Genomic DNA, 15,219 nt, shown 5'->3' with positions numbered 1-15,219 from the left:
TCGGGCCTGGCCCCTGCCTCGGGCGGGCGCCGGGCTTTCGGCGGGTCGGCACCCCCTCGGCTCGCGGCGGGGGCCGCCGCGAAGCGAGGGGGCGGGAACGCGAAGACCGCGACCTCGTGACGAGGTCGCGGCCTCGATGTCGTCCCGGCCGATCAGGTCGAGAAGAGCATCCCGACCCAGCTGCGCTGGCGGTGGTGGCCGTAGTGGCCGCCGTGGTGCTGCGCACCCCAGGCGGGAGCGCCGTAGCCGGGGGCGCCGTGCACGGGCGGCGGCGGGGGCGGCGGCGGAGCTGCGTGGGACTGCTGCGACCACTGGCTCTCCATGCGGGTCAGCGTCTCGAGCTCGCCGTAGTCCAGGAAGATTCCACGACAGCTCTCACACTGGTCGATGTGGACGCCGTTGCGCTCGTAGGTGCGCATGGCGCCCCGACACTTGGGGCACTGCATCTGGCTGGTCTCCTTGTTCTGGCGTGGTAACGAGTAACCACAACCTACTGCGTGGGCACACTATGGCAGGCGCTTCGATGCCGGACAATCCTCAGGCAGGACTCGACGAGCACCTCCTCCACTTCGTCCAGGGGACGCCCCGCCCGTCCCGCTGCCGCCACCGAGGCCGCCGCGAGCTGCACGGTCATCGCCTGCGCCGGAATTTCCAGCCGTTCCCACGGGTCGCCGTCCGGCGGGACGGCGGCCCCGCCCGCGGCGCGGTAGGCGTCGAGGAAGCGGTGCCACACCTCGGGCTCCAGCAGTCCGGCCGCGAACCAGGCGGCGGGCCTGGACAGATCCCAGGCCTGGTCCCCGACGCCCAGGTCGTCGACGTCGATGAGGATCCACTCGTCCGGCGCGCGGACCATCTGGCCCATGTGCCAGTCGCCGTGGGTCAGGCCGGGAGCCGTGCCAGGGGATTCCGCGCCCGGGAAGTCCGTACCGGCGTCGGAGGGCAGGCAGGTGAAGGCCCGGCGTACCGCCAGCTCGGCGGCGGAGCGGTCGCCCAGGCGGGCGACGGTCGAGGCCACCCGCGCCGGTCCTCCCGCGGCCCGCAGCGGGGGCAGCGCCCGCGCCGGTACGGCGTGCAGCCGCGCCAGCAGCCGGGCGGAGGCCTCCCAGGGCGCCGCGTCCGGGTCCGCGTGGTCCACCGGCGTCCCGGCAGGCCAGACGGTGACCAGCCGGTCCCCGGCGGTGATGACCTCCTCGGTCACCGGTTCGAGCATGATCCCGCGCAGTGCCGGGTGCGCGGTGGCCCGCATCCGCTCCACCAGCGGTTCCCGTTCGGCGCCCGGCGCGTGTGCCTTGACCACGACGGGACCGGCCCGCACGATGATCACGTCCGGCCTGGTCGGCAGGACCGTGCCGGGCACCCCGCCGTACCGGGCGCCGATCCGGCGCAGTTCGTCGATCAGGTCCTCGCTGTCCATCCGGCAAGTGAACCACCGGTCGGTGGCCGCGCCCACCGGCGGCATAAAGTGCGAGGTATGAGGATTGGTTTCGCGGTGCCGATGGCGGGGTCGTGGGCGACGCCGGACAACATGGCACGGATCGCCCGGCGGGCCGAGGATCTCGGCTACCACGAGCTGTGGACCTTCCAGCGCCTGCTCCACCCCCGAGACCATCCCATGGGGCCGATCTACCGCAGCGTGCACGACCCGGTGGTCACGCTCGCCTACCTGGCGGGCCTGACGAGCCGCGTCCGGCTGGGGGTGGCGGTGCTCAACATGCCGTTCGCCTCGCCCGTGCTGATGGCCAAGCAGCTGGCGAGCCTGCAGGCGATCTCCGGCGGGCGGCTGGACGCGGGGCTCGGCCTGGGGTGGCTGCCCGAGGAGTTCGTCGCCTCCGGGGTGCCGCTGGAGCGGCGCGGGCGGCGCGCGGAGGAGTACGTCCCGCTGCTGCGGCGCCTGTGGACGGAGGAGACCGTGGAGCACAAGGGCGAGTTCTACGAGGTGCCCCCGGCGCACCAGGCTCCGAAACCGCCCGTCGTGCCGCCGATCCTGCTGGGCGGTTCCGCCGAGGTCGCGCTGAGGCGCGCGGGACGGCTGGCGGACGGCTGGATCAGTTCGAGCCGCGAGGACCTCGGCCGCATCGGCGAGAGGATCTCCATCGTGAAGGAGGCGGCCCGTGCCGCCGGGCGCGATCCCGAGGCGCTGCGCTTCGTCACCCGGGGTGTCACCCGGGTCCGCCCGCCGGGAGCGCCCGACCGCGAACCGCTGACCGGTTCGTTCGAGGAGATCAGGCGGGACGTCGAGGGGCTCGCGGCCAAGGGGGTCACCGAGGTCTTCCACGACCTCAACTTCGACCCGGAGATCGGGTCGCCCGACGCCGACCCCGAGGAGTCGGTACGCAGGGCGGAGGCGGCACTGGAGGCCCTCGCACCCTGACCGGACGGCGTGTGCCGCCCGGCGCGCGGAGGGGGCCGGTGTCTGGGGGGATCAGGGTTGACCTGGCCGTCCGGTCCGGTCCGGTCCGGCGCGCGGGGAGGGCCGGTGTCGGGGGTGATCAGGGTCGCCCCGGTCCGGTGCGGTTCGCGTGCGGGGAGGCCGGTGCCGAGGGTGATCGGGATCGACCTGGCCGCCCGGTCCGGCGCGCGGAGGGGGGCCGGTGTCGGGGGTGATCAAGGTCGCCCCGGTCCGGTCCGCGAGGGCTGGAGGTCCGAGTGGCTCACCTTTCATCTCCGCGACGTCCGGACGTACGGGTCCGATGACGCGCGACCGGCCCGGTCCTGTCATCCTTGTTGCGGTATGTACCCGGCGGGAACAGGGGAGAGCGGTGGACGAGCGCAAGCCGATCGAGTGCTGGCTGTCGGACATGGACGGGGTCCTCGTCCACGAAGGACACCCGGTGCCCGGCGCCGACGAGTTCATCCGCCGCCTGCGTGAGTCGGGCAAGCGGTTCCTCGTGCTGACCAACAACTCGATATACACCCCGCGCGACCTGGCCGTACGGCTGCGCGCGGCCGGTCTGGAGATCCCGCCGGAGTCGATCTGGACCTCCGCGCTGGCCACGGCCAAATTCCTGGACGGCCAGCGTCCCGGCGGCTCGGCGTACGTGGTGGGGGAGGCGGGACTGACCACCGCCCTGCACGAGATCGGCTACGTCCTCACCGACATCGCCCCCGACTACGTGGTCCTCGGCGAGACCCGCACGTACAGCTTCACCCAGATCACCCGGGCGATCCGGCTGATCGAGGGCGGTGCCCGGTTCATCGCCACCAACCCCGACCCGGTCGGTCCCTCGAACGAGGGGTCGCTGCCCGCCTGCGGCGCGGTCGCCGCGATGATCACCAAGGCGACCGGGGTGGAGCCCTATTTCGTGGGCAAGCCCAACCCGATGATGATGCGCAGCGCGCTGCGGGCCATCGACGGTCACAGCGAGAGCACCGCGATGATCGGCGACCGGATGGACACCGACATCGTCTCCGGCATGGAGGCCGGGCTGCACACGATCCTGGTGCTCAGCGGGGTCGTCAGCAGGGACCAGGTCGATCGTTACCCGTTCCGCCCGTCCATGGTGGTCGACTCGGTCGCCGACCTGATCGATTTGATCGACTAGGGCCCGCTCGCCCGGTCGATGGGCTGAGAGCACCGGAAATATCAGGGCATCGCGGGGTCCAGTTCTCGGTTCTCGTCGGCGGACCTATTCCTGCCGCAGGCTGTCAGGTATGGGTGCCATGCTGTCGCCCATGACGCGTGTTTACCTGGAGATCGGCCCCAAGAGGGTTTTCGCCTGCTCGGTGGAGTGGCCGGGGTGGTGCCGGATCGGCCGCTCCGAGGAGGAGGCGCTTGAGGCGCTGATGACGTACGCGCCGCGCTACCGGGTGGTCGCGGAGCGGGCGGGGCTCGTCTTCGAGCCGGGGGACCCGGTGGTGGTGGAGCGGGCCAAGGGCGGTCGCACCACGGACTTCGGGGCCATCGAGGCGATTCCCTCGCTCGACTCCGAGCCGGTGGACGAGGCCGAGGCGGGCCGGACCGTCGCGCTGCTCGGGGCGGCCTGGGAGCTCTTCGGCGAGACCACCGCCACCTCGCCGGAGGAGTTGCGCAAGGGCCCGCGCGGCGGCGGCAGGGACCGCGACAAGATGGCCTCCCACGTCGTCGAGGCCGAGCGCGCGTACGCCCGCAAGATCGGTGTCCGTCACAAGCCCCTCCGCGAGCCCTCGGCCCTGGCGGCGATGCGCGCCGACCTCGTCGCGGTGCTGTCGCGGCCCTCCGACGGCAGCCCGCCGGTCCCCGGAGGCTGGCCCGTCCGCTACGCCGCCCGCCGCATCGCCTGGCACGTCGTCGACCACCTGTGGGAGATGGAGGACCGCCGCTCCTAGCACTGTGACCGCGTGCGCTCACCGTGCTGTGATCGCGTACGCTCACGGCGCTGTGATCGTGTGCGTTCACAGTGCTGTGATCGTCTTGGAGACCTGGTGAAGAGGTTTCCGGTCACGACACCGGCCACCGGTTCACTCGGCCTGTCCGGCTCGCTCGGCTCGCCTGGTTCACTCGGCCCGCCCGGATCGTCCGGCCTTCCCGGTCCGCTCGTGCCGGGGGCTGATTTTGCAGGGGCGTCGCATTGGTCGCGTTCATGGTGTGAAATAGCGCGATGTGATGGGTGTTGTGGAGAAGGATGAGGTTCGGTCCCGTGAACGGTCCCGCCTGCCGGAGGTGATCCCGGCCGTGGCGGCGCTGCTGATCGGGCTCTGGGGCGTCAGCACACCCTCGTTCTGGCGTGACGAGTCGGTCAGCACCCTGGCCGCCGTGATGCCCATCGGCGACCTGTGGCACCTGCTCGACAGCATCGACCGGGTGCACGCGCTCTACTACCTCCTGCTCCGGCCGGTCGCCGCGCTCTCGACCGGCGAGCTGGCCATGCGCCTGCCCTCGGTCGTCGCCACGGCCGCCGCCGCGTACGGTATCGCGGTCCTGGGCAGGAAGCTCGCCACGCGGGGGGCGGGCCTTCTCGCCGGATCGCTCTACGCCGTGCTGCCGATGGTGAGCCGGTACGCCCAGGAGGTGCGCAGCTACGCGATCGTGACGGCGGTGGCGGTCCTGGCCACCTGGGTGCTGGTCGAGGCGACGAGGCGATCGAGCCGCCGGTGGTATCTGGCCTACGGGGCCTGCCTGGTGCTGCTCGGCTGGTTCCACGTCTACGCCCTGCTCCTGGTCGTCGCGCACGTGGTGACGGTGCTGTGGTGGCGCCTCGCGCCATCGTCGCCGTCATCGCCGTCGCCGTCACGGCCCGATGTCGTACGGTTCGCCGGGGCGTTGGCCGTGGCCCTGGCCGGGATCGCCCCGCTCGCGCTCCTGGCGGCCGGTCAGCGCGAGGCCCAGCTGTCGTGGCTGAAGCCGCCGGTGCTCACCGACCTCCCCTGGCTCGGGGAGCAGATCGCGGGCAACGTGTGGGTGGCGCTGCTCCTGGTTGTCCTCATGGTCTTCGGGGCGTTCTCCGACGGGCGGCTGACGGCGGTCGCGCTGCCCTGGGCGCTGCTGCCGTTCGTGTCCATGGCGATCTCCCTGGTCTACCAGGTCTACAACCCGAGGTACGTGCTCTTCGCCGTCCCCGCCATGGCGCTGCTCGCCGGTGCGGGCCTGAACGCCCTGCGGCCCCGGATACTGGGCTGGATCGGGCTGGTCCTCGTCGCGGCGCTGACCGTTCCGACGCACCTGATGATCCGTGAGCCGGACAGGCGGCCCGACAACCTGCGTGACATGGCGGCCACCCTGCTGGCCAGGCAGCGCCCCGGCGACGCCGTGCTCTACGTGGACGAACACAGGCGCCTGTTCGCCGCTGTGTACGAGGACGCGTACCGGAACCTGCGCGACCTCACCTACGCCCCCGACCGGCGCACGCCGAGGACCGGCGCGCAGCTCACGGCAGCACTGGAGGGCGTCGAGCGCGTCTGGCTGGTCACCGGAGGCAGGAAGCACAAGAACAGGGCCTTCGTGGAGGACGACGAGCGCTATCTGGCCCTCATGGCCAACCGCGACTTCGCCCTGAAGTCCACCGACGACTTCGGGTATTCGTGGTTCGGTCTCTACGTCCGCAAACGGCGCTGATCTTGGGAACCCTCCAGTCCCCGCGTGTGGAGGCTCAGGCGATCAGGGCTGGCAGGCGGGTGACGGTGCCTGCGAGGTAGGCGCCGAGCTCCGGGGGGACGAGGTTGATGGCGGAGATCTCGGCCGGGTCGAGCGGGAGCCGTACCACCTCGTACTCGCCACGGGCGGGATCGTCGAACTCCGGGCCGCAGCGCAGCGCGGGGTCCATGGAGACGAGGCGGCAGCCGTAGACGTGCTGGGTCTTGACCCCCTCGTCGCGGAGGCACTCCAGGGTGGTCAGCGGGGTGACGCCGGAGACGACGGCGCCCAGCTCCTCCATGACCTCGCGGTGCAGGGTGTGCTCCAGGGAGGCGTCCTCGGGCTCGACGTGGCCGCCGGGGATGGACCAGTAGAGCTCCTTGCCGGGGACCGTACGCCGGAACACCACCAGACGGTCGTCGTCGAGGAGGACGGCGCGGACGCTCGGGACGGCAGACATGGGGCCATTGTGTCACCGCCCCGGCGCCGCGACCGGCATCCGGGGACCCGAGGTTTCGGTACGACGCGGGCGCCCGGCCGACTCGGGGGGCTCCGTTTGGTACGGCGGGGGAGACCGGCTTACTCGGGAGGGGCGGGCTCCGTTTGGTACGGCGCGGGAAACCGGCCTGCTCGGGAGGGGCGGGCTCCGTTCCGTACGGCGCGGGAGGACCGTGCCGTACGGGGAAGCATGAAGGAGACCCTAGTGATGGTTCCCGCGCAGGCGCTTGAGGTCGGAGCGCTGCTTCTTGGCGGCGATCCGCCGCTCGACCGCGCCCCTGCTCGGCTTGGTCGGGCGGCGCTTCTTGGGCGGCGGGGCGATCGCCTCGCGCAGGATCTGGGCCAGGCGCATCTCGGCGGCCTCGCGGTTGCGCAGCTGGGAGCGGAACTCCGAGGCGGCGATGGTGATCACCCCGTTCACCAGGCGGGGACCGAGGCGTTCGAGGGCGCGGGCCTTGAAGACGGGGCCCAGCGTCTCGGTGGCGGCCAGGTCGAAGCTGAGCTCGACCCGGCTGTCGGTGGTGTTGACCCCCTGGCCGCCGGGGCCTGAGGAACGGGAGAACCGCCAGCTGAGCTCGGCCTCGGGGACCGAGACCGAGCCGCTGATCTGGAGCGGACCGGGCATGGCGATGACTTCCTTTTCAACAGGTGTGTGATGCCAGGGTATCGAGGAGCCATAAGCGTGAATCAAATGGTTTTATGCCCATTTTGATCCTTGTTGATGTTTTTGGGATTGCCACTGTCTCCGCAGGAGCCGCCTCGGCCTTGTGGCGCGGGGCTTTCTTCCGCCACAGTTGCTCGGGGGCGAACATCTGCCCGGGGGCACGTGTTGTCAAACATTCGTGAGAACAGGGCATCCGAAACAGGAGGCGGGGGCGCATGGCCACGATCGTCGGCGTGCACGGTATCGGCAAATACCGCTACTACCGCGACGCGGGTAACTCGGTCACCGGCGCCGCGGTCGCGATGCGCGACAAATGGGACCGCTACCTGCACAAGGGCCTGACCGGCGGTCGCCCGCACGCCAAGGAGCGCTACGTCACCGAGATCGCCTACTACGCCCACCTGCTGGGCGAGAGCAAGGACGACTCCGTACGCGCGGTGCAGAGCATGGACGCCGGAGCCCAGGAGGTCTTCGTCGCCTGGGCCAAGCAGCTCGACGTGGTGGGGGAGGGGCTGACCGGCGCCCTGCACCGGATGACCGGCTGGCTGCTGGACCGGCTGGAGGTCAACGCCGCCGACTTCGCCAAGCTCTTCTGCCCCGAGGTCGCCGCCTACATGGCCGCCGGGGGCGAGGCACGCGCGAAGTCCCGGGCGGCCGTGGCCGAGGTGATCAGGCGCAACCGCCCCAAGGTGGTGATCGCGCACTCACTGGGCAGCGTGGTGACGTACGAGACGCTCTGGGCCAACCCCGACCTGGAGGTCGAGCTGCTGATCACCCTCGGCAGCCCGCTCGGCATGCGCAACGTGATCTTCGAGCGGCTGATGCCCGCCCCGGTGAACGGCTGGGGCGAGCGGCCCCGCAAGGTCAAGCGGTGGGTCAACATCGCCGACAAGGACGACATCGCGGCGATCCCGCCGGGGCTGAGGACCCGCTTCACCGGGGTCGACCAGGAGTCCCTGGTCAACCTCGACTGGCTCGACTTCCACACCGTGGAGAAATACCTGGGCTGCGGCGCCCTGAACCCCCACCTCAAGCCCTACCTGCGCTGACCTCGCCGCGTCCCGCCCCTCGCGGTTTCCCGGTCCGTCGTGATTCTCGTTCACTGCGGTGCTCGTTCACCGTGGCTTCCGGTCCACCGCGATTCCGGTTCCCCTGTCCGTCGCGGGCGCCCGTCCGTCGTGGCTCCCGTTCATCGCGGTTCCCCGTCCACCGTGGCTCCCGTTCACCGTGCCGGGGCGCCGTCACTCCCGGTGCCGCGCGGCCACCGGCGGGAGGCCGGGCCTTCGCCACGATGTCGCCCGAAGGTCGGCCGTTGTTCAATCACCGTGGGTAAGGCACTTGTCTGTGCAACGGCTGTTCATCTCGCCTTGATTCGCAGGCCACGGCTGGGAAAGCTGGAACGGTTGCACTGATGGTGTGGAGCAGAAGCCGTCACGCAGAGTGTTCCTTTCCGTCGCCGCCGCGGGTACGGGCGGCCTGTTGCTGACCGGGGCGGGGCTCGGCCCCTCCCAGACCCTCGGCGCCTCCCGGACCCTGGCCCGAGACCCGTTCACCCTCGGCATCGCCTCCGGCGACCCGTCCAAGGACGGGGTCGTGCTGTGGACCAGGCTCGCCCTCGACCCGCTCGGCCTGAACGGCCGGGGTGGCATGCCGGTCAGGGACGTGGACGTCGAATGGCAGCTCGCCACCGACGAGCGGTTCTCCAAGGTGGTCCGCAAGGGCACCGAGGCCGCGCGCTGGAAGCAGGCGCACAGCGTCCATGTCGAGGTCGACGGCCTGGAGCCCGGCCGGGAGTATTTCTACCGGTTCCGCACCGAGGGCCACCTGTCGCCGACCGGCCGCACCCGTACGGCCCCGTCCGCCGCGTCGTCCTCGCTGACCTTCGCCGTCGCCGCCTGTGCCCACTACGAGCACGGCTTCTACACGGCGTACCGGAGGCTGGCCCAGCAGGAGCCGGAACTCGTCGTGCACCTGGGCGACTACATGTACGAGTACGGCCCCCAGGGGTACACGGCGCTGGGCGGGAGCGTCCGGCAGCACACCTGGGGCAAGTGCGCCACGCTGGCCGACTACCGGATGCGCCACGCGCAGTACAAGAGCGACACCGACCTTCAGGCGGCGCACGCGGTCGCGCCGTGGCTGGTGGCCTTCGACGACCACGAGATCGAGAACAACTGGGCCGGGGACGTCTCCAGCTCCGGTGCCCCGGCGTTCGCCCGGCGCAGGGCCAACGCCTTCCGGGCGTACTACGAGAACATGCCGCTGCGCAGGACGAGCGTGCCCGGAGGGGCGTCGATGCGGGTCCACCGCCGGGTGGACTGGGGGCCGCTGGCCCGTTTCCACCTGCTCGACACCCGGCAGTTCCGCGACGACCAGGCGTGCGAGGACGGGCTCAGGTCCGGCTGCGACGACCGGCTCGCGACCGGCCGTACCCTCCTCGGCGAGGACCAGCGGCGCTGGCTGCTGGACGGCCTCACGAGCTCGCGCGCCCGCTGGAACCTGGTCGGCCAGCAGATCCTGATGGCCCAGCGCGACTCCAAGGTCGGGCCGGGAACCGAGGTCAACATGGACTCCTGGGACGGCTACGCCGCCGAGCGCACCCGCCTGCTCACCGGTTTCCGCGACTCGGGCGCCTCCAACCCGGTCGTGCTGACCGGCGACGCGCACATGCACCACGCGGCGGATCTCAAGCTCGACTTCGACGACCCCGACTCGCCCCGCGTGGCGGTGGAGCTCGTCACCTCCTCGATCGCCAGCGACGGCGACGGCTACCGGGACGAGGGCCGGATCGCCGAGACGGTCGCGGAGAATCCGCACATCTCCTACCTCGACCAGCGACGCGGCTACATCGTCTGCCGGGTCACCCCGGAGGAGATGCACGCCGACTTCCGTACGCTCGACTACATCAGCAGGCGCGGCGCCCCCGCGAAGACCGGCGCCCGCTTCACCATCCCCTCGGGACAGGCGGCACTGACCTGAACCGCCTTGGTGGAAACCGACCTGGACTGTTTTGGTGAAACAGGTGGCACCGATCTGGACCATCACGCCAGAACAGGCGGCGCTGACCTGGATCATCACGCCGGGACAGATGGCGCTGACCTGGACCGTCACGCCGGGATAGATGGCGCTGGCCTGGAACGTGTCGTCAGGACAGGCGGCACTGACCTGAAACGTGAGAGGAATTCCACGAAATTTATTGGATGATGCCGCTTATGAGTCCCCTCACCACGAGGCTCACCGCCGCGGCTCTCGCCGCGGCGCTGGGCGGCACCCTCCTTTCCCCGACCTCCGCCTCGGCCGCCGGATCCGCCTTACCCGCCTTATCCGCCGCACCCGCGGTCGCGCCCGCCGCGGCACCCTCCGACTTCGGGTACGTGATCACCTTCCCCAAGCACGTCAGCCGGCGTGGATCCCTCGTCTACTCCGTCAAGGTCCGTAACAGGAAGGCCCGGGGCCAGCACTACGTGGCGCTCGTCGGGGACTTCTCGACGCGCTTCCGCAAGATCCGGGTCGTCTCCAAGCCGCGCAGCGTCAAGTGCTCCGTCAAGGGCCGCAGCCTGTCGTGCTGGATCACCTCTCTGGACAAGGGCGACTCGACGACCGTACGGATCCGCGCCTGGGCCGGCTCGCGGCGGGGCACCGCCACCGCGACGTTCGGCGTGATCGCCACGTCCGACGCGGACGCCGACATCCGCAAGCTCCGTAAGGAGATCGGCCGCAAGGTCAAGGCCAGCACGCGTATCCGCTGAACCCGGTCCCGCCCCCTCGGGACCGGGCGCCGGGGTCAGATCCCGGCCCGGTTCCGGGGGCGCGGAGAGACGCCGTTCGGCTTCGCGGACGGGCTCGCCTGCAGGAGATCCTCGATCACGAGGGTGGCGGCGCCCAGCGCGACCGAGTCGACGCCGAGGCGTCCCAGGCCGATGGAGACCGTCTTGTACGGCTGCGCCAGGCAGTTGTCCGCGGCGACCTTCCTGATCCTCGTCAGCAGGTGCTCGCCGAGCAGCACGCCCGCCCAGCCGCCGATGATGATCCGCTCGGGGTTGAACAGGTTGATCAGGTTGGCCAGCCCGACGCCCAGGTAGGTGACGGTCTCGTCGATGACCGGGGAGCCCGCGGCCACCAGCGCGGCCAGCGCGGCCTGCTCGTCGACGGTCTCCGTCCAGACCCCGGCGCGTTCCAGGATGCCCCTGGCGCCCACGTACGCCTCCAGGCAGCCCCGCCCGCCGCAGCGGCACCGGTGCCCGCCGACCATGATCTTCGTGTGGCCCCACTCGCCCGCGCTGCTGTTGGCCCCCAGGTAGGTGGCCCCGTCGGTGATGATGCTCGCCCCGACCCCCGAGCCGATCAGCACCACCACGGCGTGCCTGGCCATGCGCCCGACGCCGAACCACAGCTCGGCCTGCCCCATCGACTTGGCGCCGTTGTCCACGAAGAGCGGCAGGTCGGTGCCCGCCCGCAGCAGCCTGCCGAGCGGCACCGCGTCCCACCCGAAGGTCGGGGCGTGGATCAGGGCGTCGGGCCCCGTCTCGACGACCCCGGGTACGCCGACCCCCACGCCGAGCACCCGCTCCCTGGGCACGCCGCTCTCGGCGAGGACCACGTCGATGCCCGAGAGGATGTGGCGGACGACCAGGTCGACGTCGTGCCCGGCCGGGCGTAGCGCGTACTCGGCTCTGGCCTGCCGGTTCATGTCCAGGTCGAAGAGCTCGACGCGCACGTGCGTCTCGCCGACGTCGACGCCGACGGCGTAGCCGTGGGTGGTGTTGACCCGCAGCAGCACCCGGGGTCTGCCCCCGTCGGAGTCCGCGAGACCGGCCTCGACGATGATCCCGCTCGTGAGCAGGTCTCCCGTCACGTTGCTCACGGTGGCGGGGCTGAGCCCGATGGTCTCGCTGAGCTCCTGGCGGCTGGCGGGTCCCTCGAAGTAGAGGGCGCGCAGCACGATCGCTCGATTGCCCCGGCGTAGATCGCGGACGGTCCTCTGCTGTGCGTCGAACATGCTCATCATCTTAAGTAGCGACGTGAAATAAGCGGCCGACATTCTCCTCCCACCCGTGGTGGAAGCTCATATCGATCAGACCGGTTTGAGCCGCGAATTAAGAAGGCGAGCCGCCCCCGAAGGAGCCGCCCGCCAAGGAACTTCCCCCGAAGGAGCCGCTCCCGAAGGAGCCGCTCACCCAGGAGCCGCCCGCCGAGGGCGGTGGGCGGCTCCGGCGCGTACCCCTACCGAGGGGAGGACGGGCTCGCGAAGGCGTAGCCGAACAGGGTGTCCTTGGGCGCGTCGGCGAGGGTCCTCGCCGTCGACGGGCGGATGCCCGGGTAGGAGCCCTTCCGTACGGTCCCGCGCAGCAGGGTGAGTTTGCCGCTGCCCGGGGCGGCGACGACCAGGCCCCGCCCGGTGACCGTGGCCAGGGCTCCGCCGAAGTCGCCGCCCTTCCCGGTGACCAGCAGGTTGTGGTTCTTGGTGAGACCGCCGGAGCGGGTCCCCGCGAGCACCTGGACGGCGTTCTCGCCCGGTACCCCGATCGCCAGCTCGTCGTCGCCGTCGCCGTTGAGGTCCCCGGTGGCGAGGGCGGCGCCGAAGCGGTCGAAGTAGCGCGGCTCCCCCTTCAGGGAGCGCTGCGACCAGGCCTCGGAGACCGCCGTACGCAGCCCCGAGCTGGAGCCGTAGACGGCGTGCACGGTGCCGTCGCCGTAGTCCATCGCCCGCTGGTTGCTGCTGAGCCCCTCGCCCGGCACGCCGATCGCGAGGTCGTCGCGGCCGTCGGCGTTGAAGTCACCGGTGGCCAGGGCGGTGCCGAAGAAGTCCCAGACCTCGGCGACGCCGCTGATCCCGGGGCTGTCCTGGGTGAGCATGGTCGCCCTGCGGCTCCGGACGTCGAGGACGGTGACCGAACCCTGGCCGTTCTTCAGCACCGTGTCCGCGGGCGCGCCCACGGCGATCTCGGCCCGGCCGTTCCCGTCGAAGTCCCCGGTGGCGAGCACCGCGCCGAACTGGTCGGTCTCCCGCTCGCGCTGCCCCACCCAGCCGGTCTCCTGCGTGATCATGTACGGCTTGCGCCCCTTGAGCCCGTACACCCCGACCGCGCCGCCGCCCAGCCCGGGGGCGCCGATCACCAGCTCGTCGTCGCCGTCGCCGTCCAGGTCCCCCGCCGCGAGCGCGGCACCGAACCGGCCGGGCTCGCGCTTGCGGCCCAGGTCCCCGGCGTCGATCACCTTGCCTGGCCGCAGGCCGTCGGGCGAGCCGTGGAACAGCCGCACGGCGCCGTCGCCGTCCTCTCCCGGCCGGGAGCGGTCCTCCTCGGAGACGCCCACGGCCAGGTCGGCGCAGCGGTCGCCGTCGAAGTCGCCGGTCGCCAGCGCCGACCCGAACGAGTCACCGGTCTCGCTCTCGTTCTTGCCGCTCTCGTTCTTGCCGGTCTCGCTTTCACCGGGCGCCTCGGACCCGTCCTGGGTCAGTTTCCCGGCGGTACGCATGCCGTACAGCACGGTGACCGACCCCGCGCGGGCGTGGCCGCCGGAACGGGTGTAGGGCGCGGCGACCGCGAGATCGGCCCGCCCGTCGCCGTCGAAGTCGGAGGGTACGCCGGAGCAGGCGGCGGCCGACACCGAGGCCGAGGCTGGGGAGACGGGAATCAGCAGGGAGGCGAGGACTGCGGAGGTGAGGAGCGCGGCTCTCATACATGAGATGGTTTCCGGTGATTCGGACACGCGGCCCACCGGGACATGAAATTCATGTGGCCGGTACGCGTAAAGAACATGCCAGGATTGGCGGCATGGAAATCGACCTGGCCGACCTGGGATTCTGGCGGCGGCCGCTCAAGGAGCGGCATGAGGCGTTCGCGCGGCTTCGGGATCTCGACAAGCCGGTGTTCTTCGCGGAGAAGCGGGTCCCGCTGCTCCGCTCGGGCAAGGGTTTCCACGCGCTGGTCCGGCACGCCGACGTGGTGGAGGCCAGCCGCAACGCCAAGGTGTTCTCCAGCGAGCCCGGCGTGACCAGCCCCGAGCCGCCCGGCTGGGTCAAGCACGTGTTCGGCGAGTCCATGGTCAACATGGACGACCCCCGGCACGCCCGGCTCCGCCGCATCGTCTCCCGCGCGTTCAGCCCGAAGATGCTGGGCAACCTGCAGGGCGACATCGACGCCGCGTGCGCGCGGATCGTCGACGACGTGACGGCCTCCGGGCCCGGCGACTTCGTCGGCCAGGTGGCCGCCAAGCTGCCCATCCACGTCATCTGCGACATGATGGGCGTCCCCGACGACGTCCGGGCCAGGGTGCACCAGCACGTCGACATCTCCACCGCCTACTCCGGCGTACGGCCCAGCCTGGCGCACACCGTCAGGATGGCCGCCCAGAACACGCTCGCGCTGCTCGCCCTGCAGCGCCTGGTGATCAACCTCGGCAAGGAGCGCGCGCAGGCACCGCGCAACGACCTCGTCTCGGCGCTCGTCACCGCCAACGTCGACGGCGAGAAGCTGACCGACCGCGAGCTGGGGTCGTTCTTCACGCTGCTGCTCGTGGCGGGCAACGAGACGGCCCGCAACACCATGGCGCACGGCATCAAGCTGCTGACCGACAACCCCGAGCAGCGGCGCCTGCTGGCCGACGACTTTGACGCGCACATCGGCGGCGCGATCGAGGAGATGGTCCGCTACGTCTCACCCATCATGCAGTTCCGCCGTACGGTCACCGAAGACTACGACCTGCGCGGCCTGCACCTGAAGGCGGGCGACAAGGTCGTGCTCTTCTACGGCTCGGCCAACCGCGACGAGACGGTCTTCCCCGACGCCGACCGGTTCGACATCACCCGCGACACCAAGCCCCACGTGGGCTTCGGCGGTCCAGGACCGCACTTCTGCCTGGGCGCCAACCTCGCCAGGCAGGAGATCAGGGCGATGTTCCGCGCGCTGTTCACCCGGTTGCCGGAGATCCGCTCGGTCGGCGAGCCGGAGCTGCTGGTGTCCAACTTCGACAACAGCGTCCGCAGCCAGGCGTTCACCTTCTGACG

14 protein-coding genes are annotated in these 15,219 nt (G+C 71.0%); 8 read left to right on the top strand and 6 right to left on the bottom strand.

The window, feature by feature from the left end:
• Positions 1-152: 152 nt before the first annotated feature.
• Both ACW9TB_RS13185 and ACW9TB_RS13180 read right to left on the bottom strand, forming a co-directional pair.
• Entirely contained in the window at positions 153-446 is a 294-nt protein-coding gene (locus tag ACW9TB_RS13185) for a TFIIB-type zinc ribbon-containing protein (protein ID WP_362683315.1), read from the bottom strand.
• A 44-nt stretch (positions 447-490) separates the two neighbouring features.
• Positions 491-1,414 carry a phosphotransferase family protein gene (locus tag ACW9TB_RS13180; protein ID WP_472748276.1) on the bottom strand — a complete coding sequence of 308 codons (924 nt, stop codon included), beginning with the start codon at positions 1,412-1,414 and terminating at the stop codon, positions 491-493.
• A 57-nt stretch (positions 1,415-1,471) separates the two neighbouring features.
• Here ACW9TB_RS13180 and ACW9TB_RS13175 point away from each other — a divergent pair, with 57 nt between their 5' ends.
• The 4 genes from ACW9TB_RS13175 to ACW9TB_RS13160 all read left to right on the top strand — a co-directional run bounded on the left by ACW9TB_RS13175 (position 1,472) and on the right by ACW9TB_RS13160 (position 6,031).
• Entirely contained in the window at positions 1,472-2,371 is a 900-nt protein-coding gene (locus ACW9TB_RS13175) for a TIGR03619 family F420-dependent LLM class oxidoreductase (RefSeq protein ID WP_472748275.1), read from the top strand.
• A 388-nt stretch (positions 2,372-2,759) separates the two neighbouring features.
• Positions 2,760-3,542: an HAD-IIA family hydrolase gene (locus ACW9TB_RS13170; protein WP_472748274.1), complete on the top strand. Its 783-nt coding sequence runs from the start codon at positions 2,760-2,762 to the stop codon at positions 3,540-3,542.
• A 130-nt stretch (positions 3,543-3,672) separates the two neighbouring features.
• Positions 3,673-4,305 (top strand): hypothetical protein, encoded by a 633-nt coding sequence (locus ACW9TB_RS13165; protein ID WP_472748273.1) that lies wholly within the window; start codon positions 3,673-3,675, stop codon positions 4,303-4,305.
• Between the two features lie 346 nt (positions 4,306-4,651).
• A complete protein-coding gene (locus tag ACW9TB_RS13160; protein WP_472748272.1) occupies positions 4,652-6,031 on the top strand; it encodes a glycosyltransferase family 39 protein in 1,380 nt (459 codons plus the stop codon).
• A 34-nt stretch (positions 6,032-6,065) separates the two neighbouring features.
• Here ACW9TB_RS13160 and ACW9TB_RS13155 read toward each other — a convergent pair whose 3' ends face one another.
• Positions 6,066-6,509 carry an NUDIX hydrolase gene (locus ACW9TB_RS13155; protein WP_472748271.1) on the bottom strand — a complete coding sequence of 148 codons (444 nt, stop codon included), beginning with the start codon at positions 6,507-6,509 and terminating at the stop codon, positions 6,066-6,068.
• 240 nt (positions 6,510-6,749) lie between these two features.
• On the bottom strand, positions 6,750-7,172 hold the full coding sequence (arfB, locus tag ACW9TB_RS13150; RefSeq protein WP_472748270.1) for an alternative ribosome rescue aminoacyl-tRNA hydrolase ArfB: 423 nt from the start codon (positions 7,170-7,172) through the stop codon (positions 6,750-6,752).
• 254 nt (positions 7,173-7,426) lie between these two features.
• Between arfB and ACW9TB_RS13145 the strand changes: the two genes are divergently transcribed.
• From ACW9TB_RS13145 to ACW9TB_RS13135, 3 genes are all read left to right on the top strand, one after another.
• Complete coding sequence (locus ACW9TB_RS13145; protein ID WP_472748269.1) at positions 7,427-8,260, top strand: hypothetical protein; 834 nt, start codon at positions 7,427-7,429, stop codon at positions 8,258-8,260.
• 391 nt (positions 8,261-8,651) lie between these two features.
• Positions 8,652-10,190 (top strand): alkaline phosphatase D family protein, encoded by a 1,539-nt coding sequence (locus ACW9TB_RS13140; protein ID WP_472748268.1) that lies wholly within the window; start codon positions 8,652-8,654, stop codon positions 10,188-10,190.
• Between the two features lie 233 nt (positions 10,191-10,423).
• Positions 10,424-10,960: a hypothetical protein gene (locus ACW9TB_RS13135; protein WP_472748267.1), complete on the top strand. Its 537-nt coding sequence runs from the start codon at positions 10,424-10,426 to the stop codon at positions 10,958-10,960.
• A 35-nt stretch (positions 10,961-10,995) separates the two neighbouring features.
• On the opposite strand, the gene ACW9TB_RS13130 is transcribed toward ACW9TB_RS13135, so the two are convergent.
• Positions 10,996-12,210 carry an ROK family protein gene (locus ACW9TB_RS13130; RefSeq protein ID WP_472748266.1) on the bottom strand — a complete coding sequence of 405 codons (1,215 nt, stop codon included), beginning with the start codon at positions 12,208-12,210 and terminating at the stop codon, positions 10,996-10,998.
• A 224-nt stretch (positions 12,211-12,434) separates the two neighbouring features.
• A complete protein-coding gene (locus ACW9TB_RS13125) occupies positions 12,435-13,892 on the bottom strand; it encodes an FG-GAP repeat protein (RefSeq protein ID WP_472748265.1) in 1,458 nt (485 codons plus the stop codon).
• Positions 13,893-13,987: 95 nt separating this feature from the next.
• Here ACW9TB_RS13125 and ACW9TB_RS13120 point away from each other — a divergent pair, with 95 nt between their 5' ends.
• Positions 13,988-15,217: a cytochrome P450 gene (locus ACW9TB_RS13120; RefSeq protein ID WP_472748264.1), complete on the top strand. Its 1,230-nt coding sequence runs from the start codon at positions 13,988-13,990 to the stop codon at positions 15,215-15,217.
• Positions 15,218-15,219: the final 2 nt, after the last annotated feature.

The sequence above is a fragment of the Streptosporangium sp. H13245 genome (assembly GCF_055690525.1).
The sequence above is the reverse complement of the archived record's forward strand: the minus strand, read 5'-3'. Positions and strand labels throughout refer to the sequence as shown.

Bases quoted from the DNA above. Each gene is read 5' to 3' on its own strand.
- ACW9TB_RS13185 (WP_362683315.1), bottom strand. From the start codon at position 446: ATGCAGTGCCCCAAGTGTCGGGGCGCCATGCGCACCTACGAGCGCAAC.
- ACW9TB_RS13180 (WP_472748276.1), bottom strand. From the start codon at position 1,414: ATGGACAGCGAGGACCTGATCGACGAACTGCGCCGGATCGGCGCCCGG.
- ACW9TB_RS13175 (WP_472748275.1), top strand. From the start codon at position 1,472: ATGAGGATTGGTTTCGCGGTGCCGATGGCGGGGTCGTGGGCGACGCCG.
- ACW9TB_RS13165 (WP_472748273.1), top strand. From the start codon at position 3,673: ATGACGCGTGTTTACCTGGAGATCGGCCCCAAGAGGGTTTTCGCCTGC.
- ACW9TB_RS13155 (WP_472748271.1), bottom strand. From the start codon at position 6,509: ATGTCTGCCGTCCCGAGCGTCCGCGCCGTCCTCCTCGACGACGACCGT.
- arfB (WP_472748270.1), bottom strand. From the start codon at position 7,172: ATGCCCGGTCCGCTCCAGATCAGCGGCTCGGTCTCGGTCCCCGAGGCC.
- ACW9TB_RS13145 (WP_472748269.1), top strand. From the start codon at position 7,427: ATGGCCACGATCGTCGGCGTGCACGGTATCGGCAAATACCGCTACTAC.
- ACW9TB_RS13135 (WP_472748267.1), top strand. From the start codon at position 10,424: ATGAGTCCCCTCACCACGAGGCTCACCGCCGCGGCTCTCGCCGCGGCG.
- ACW9TB_RS13130 (WP_472748266.1), bottom strand. From the start codon at position 12,210: ATGTTCGACGCACAGCAGAGGACCGTCCGCGATCTACGCCGGGGCAAT.
- ACW9TB_RS13125 (WP_472748265.1), bottom strand. From the start codon at position 13,892: ATGAGAGCCGCGCTCCTCACCTCCGCAGTCCTCGCCTCCCTGCTGATT.
- ACW9TB_RS13120 (WP_472748264.1), top strand. From the start codon at position 13,988: ATGGAAATCGACCTGGCCGACCTGGGATTCTGGCGGCGGCCGCTCAAG.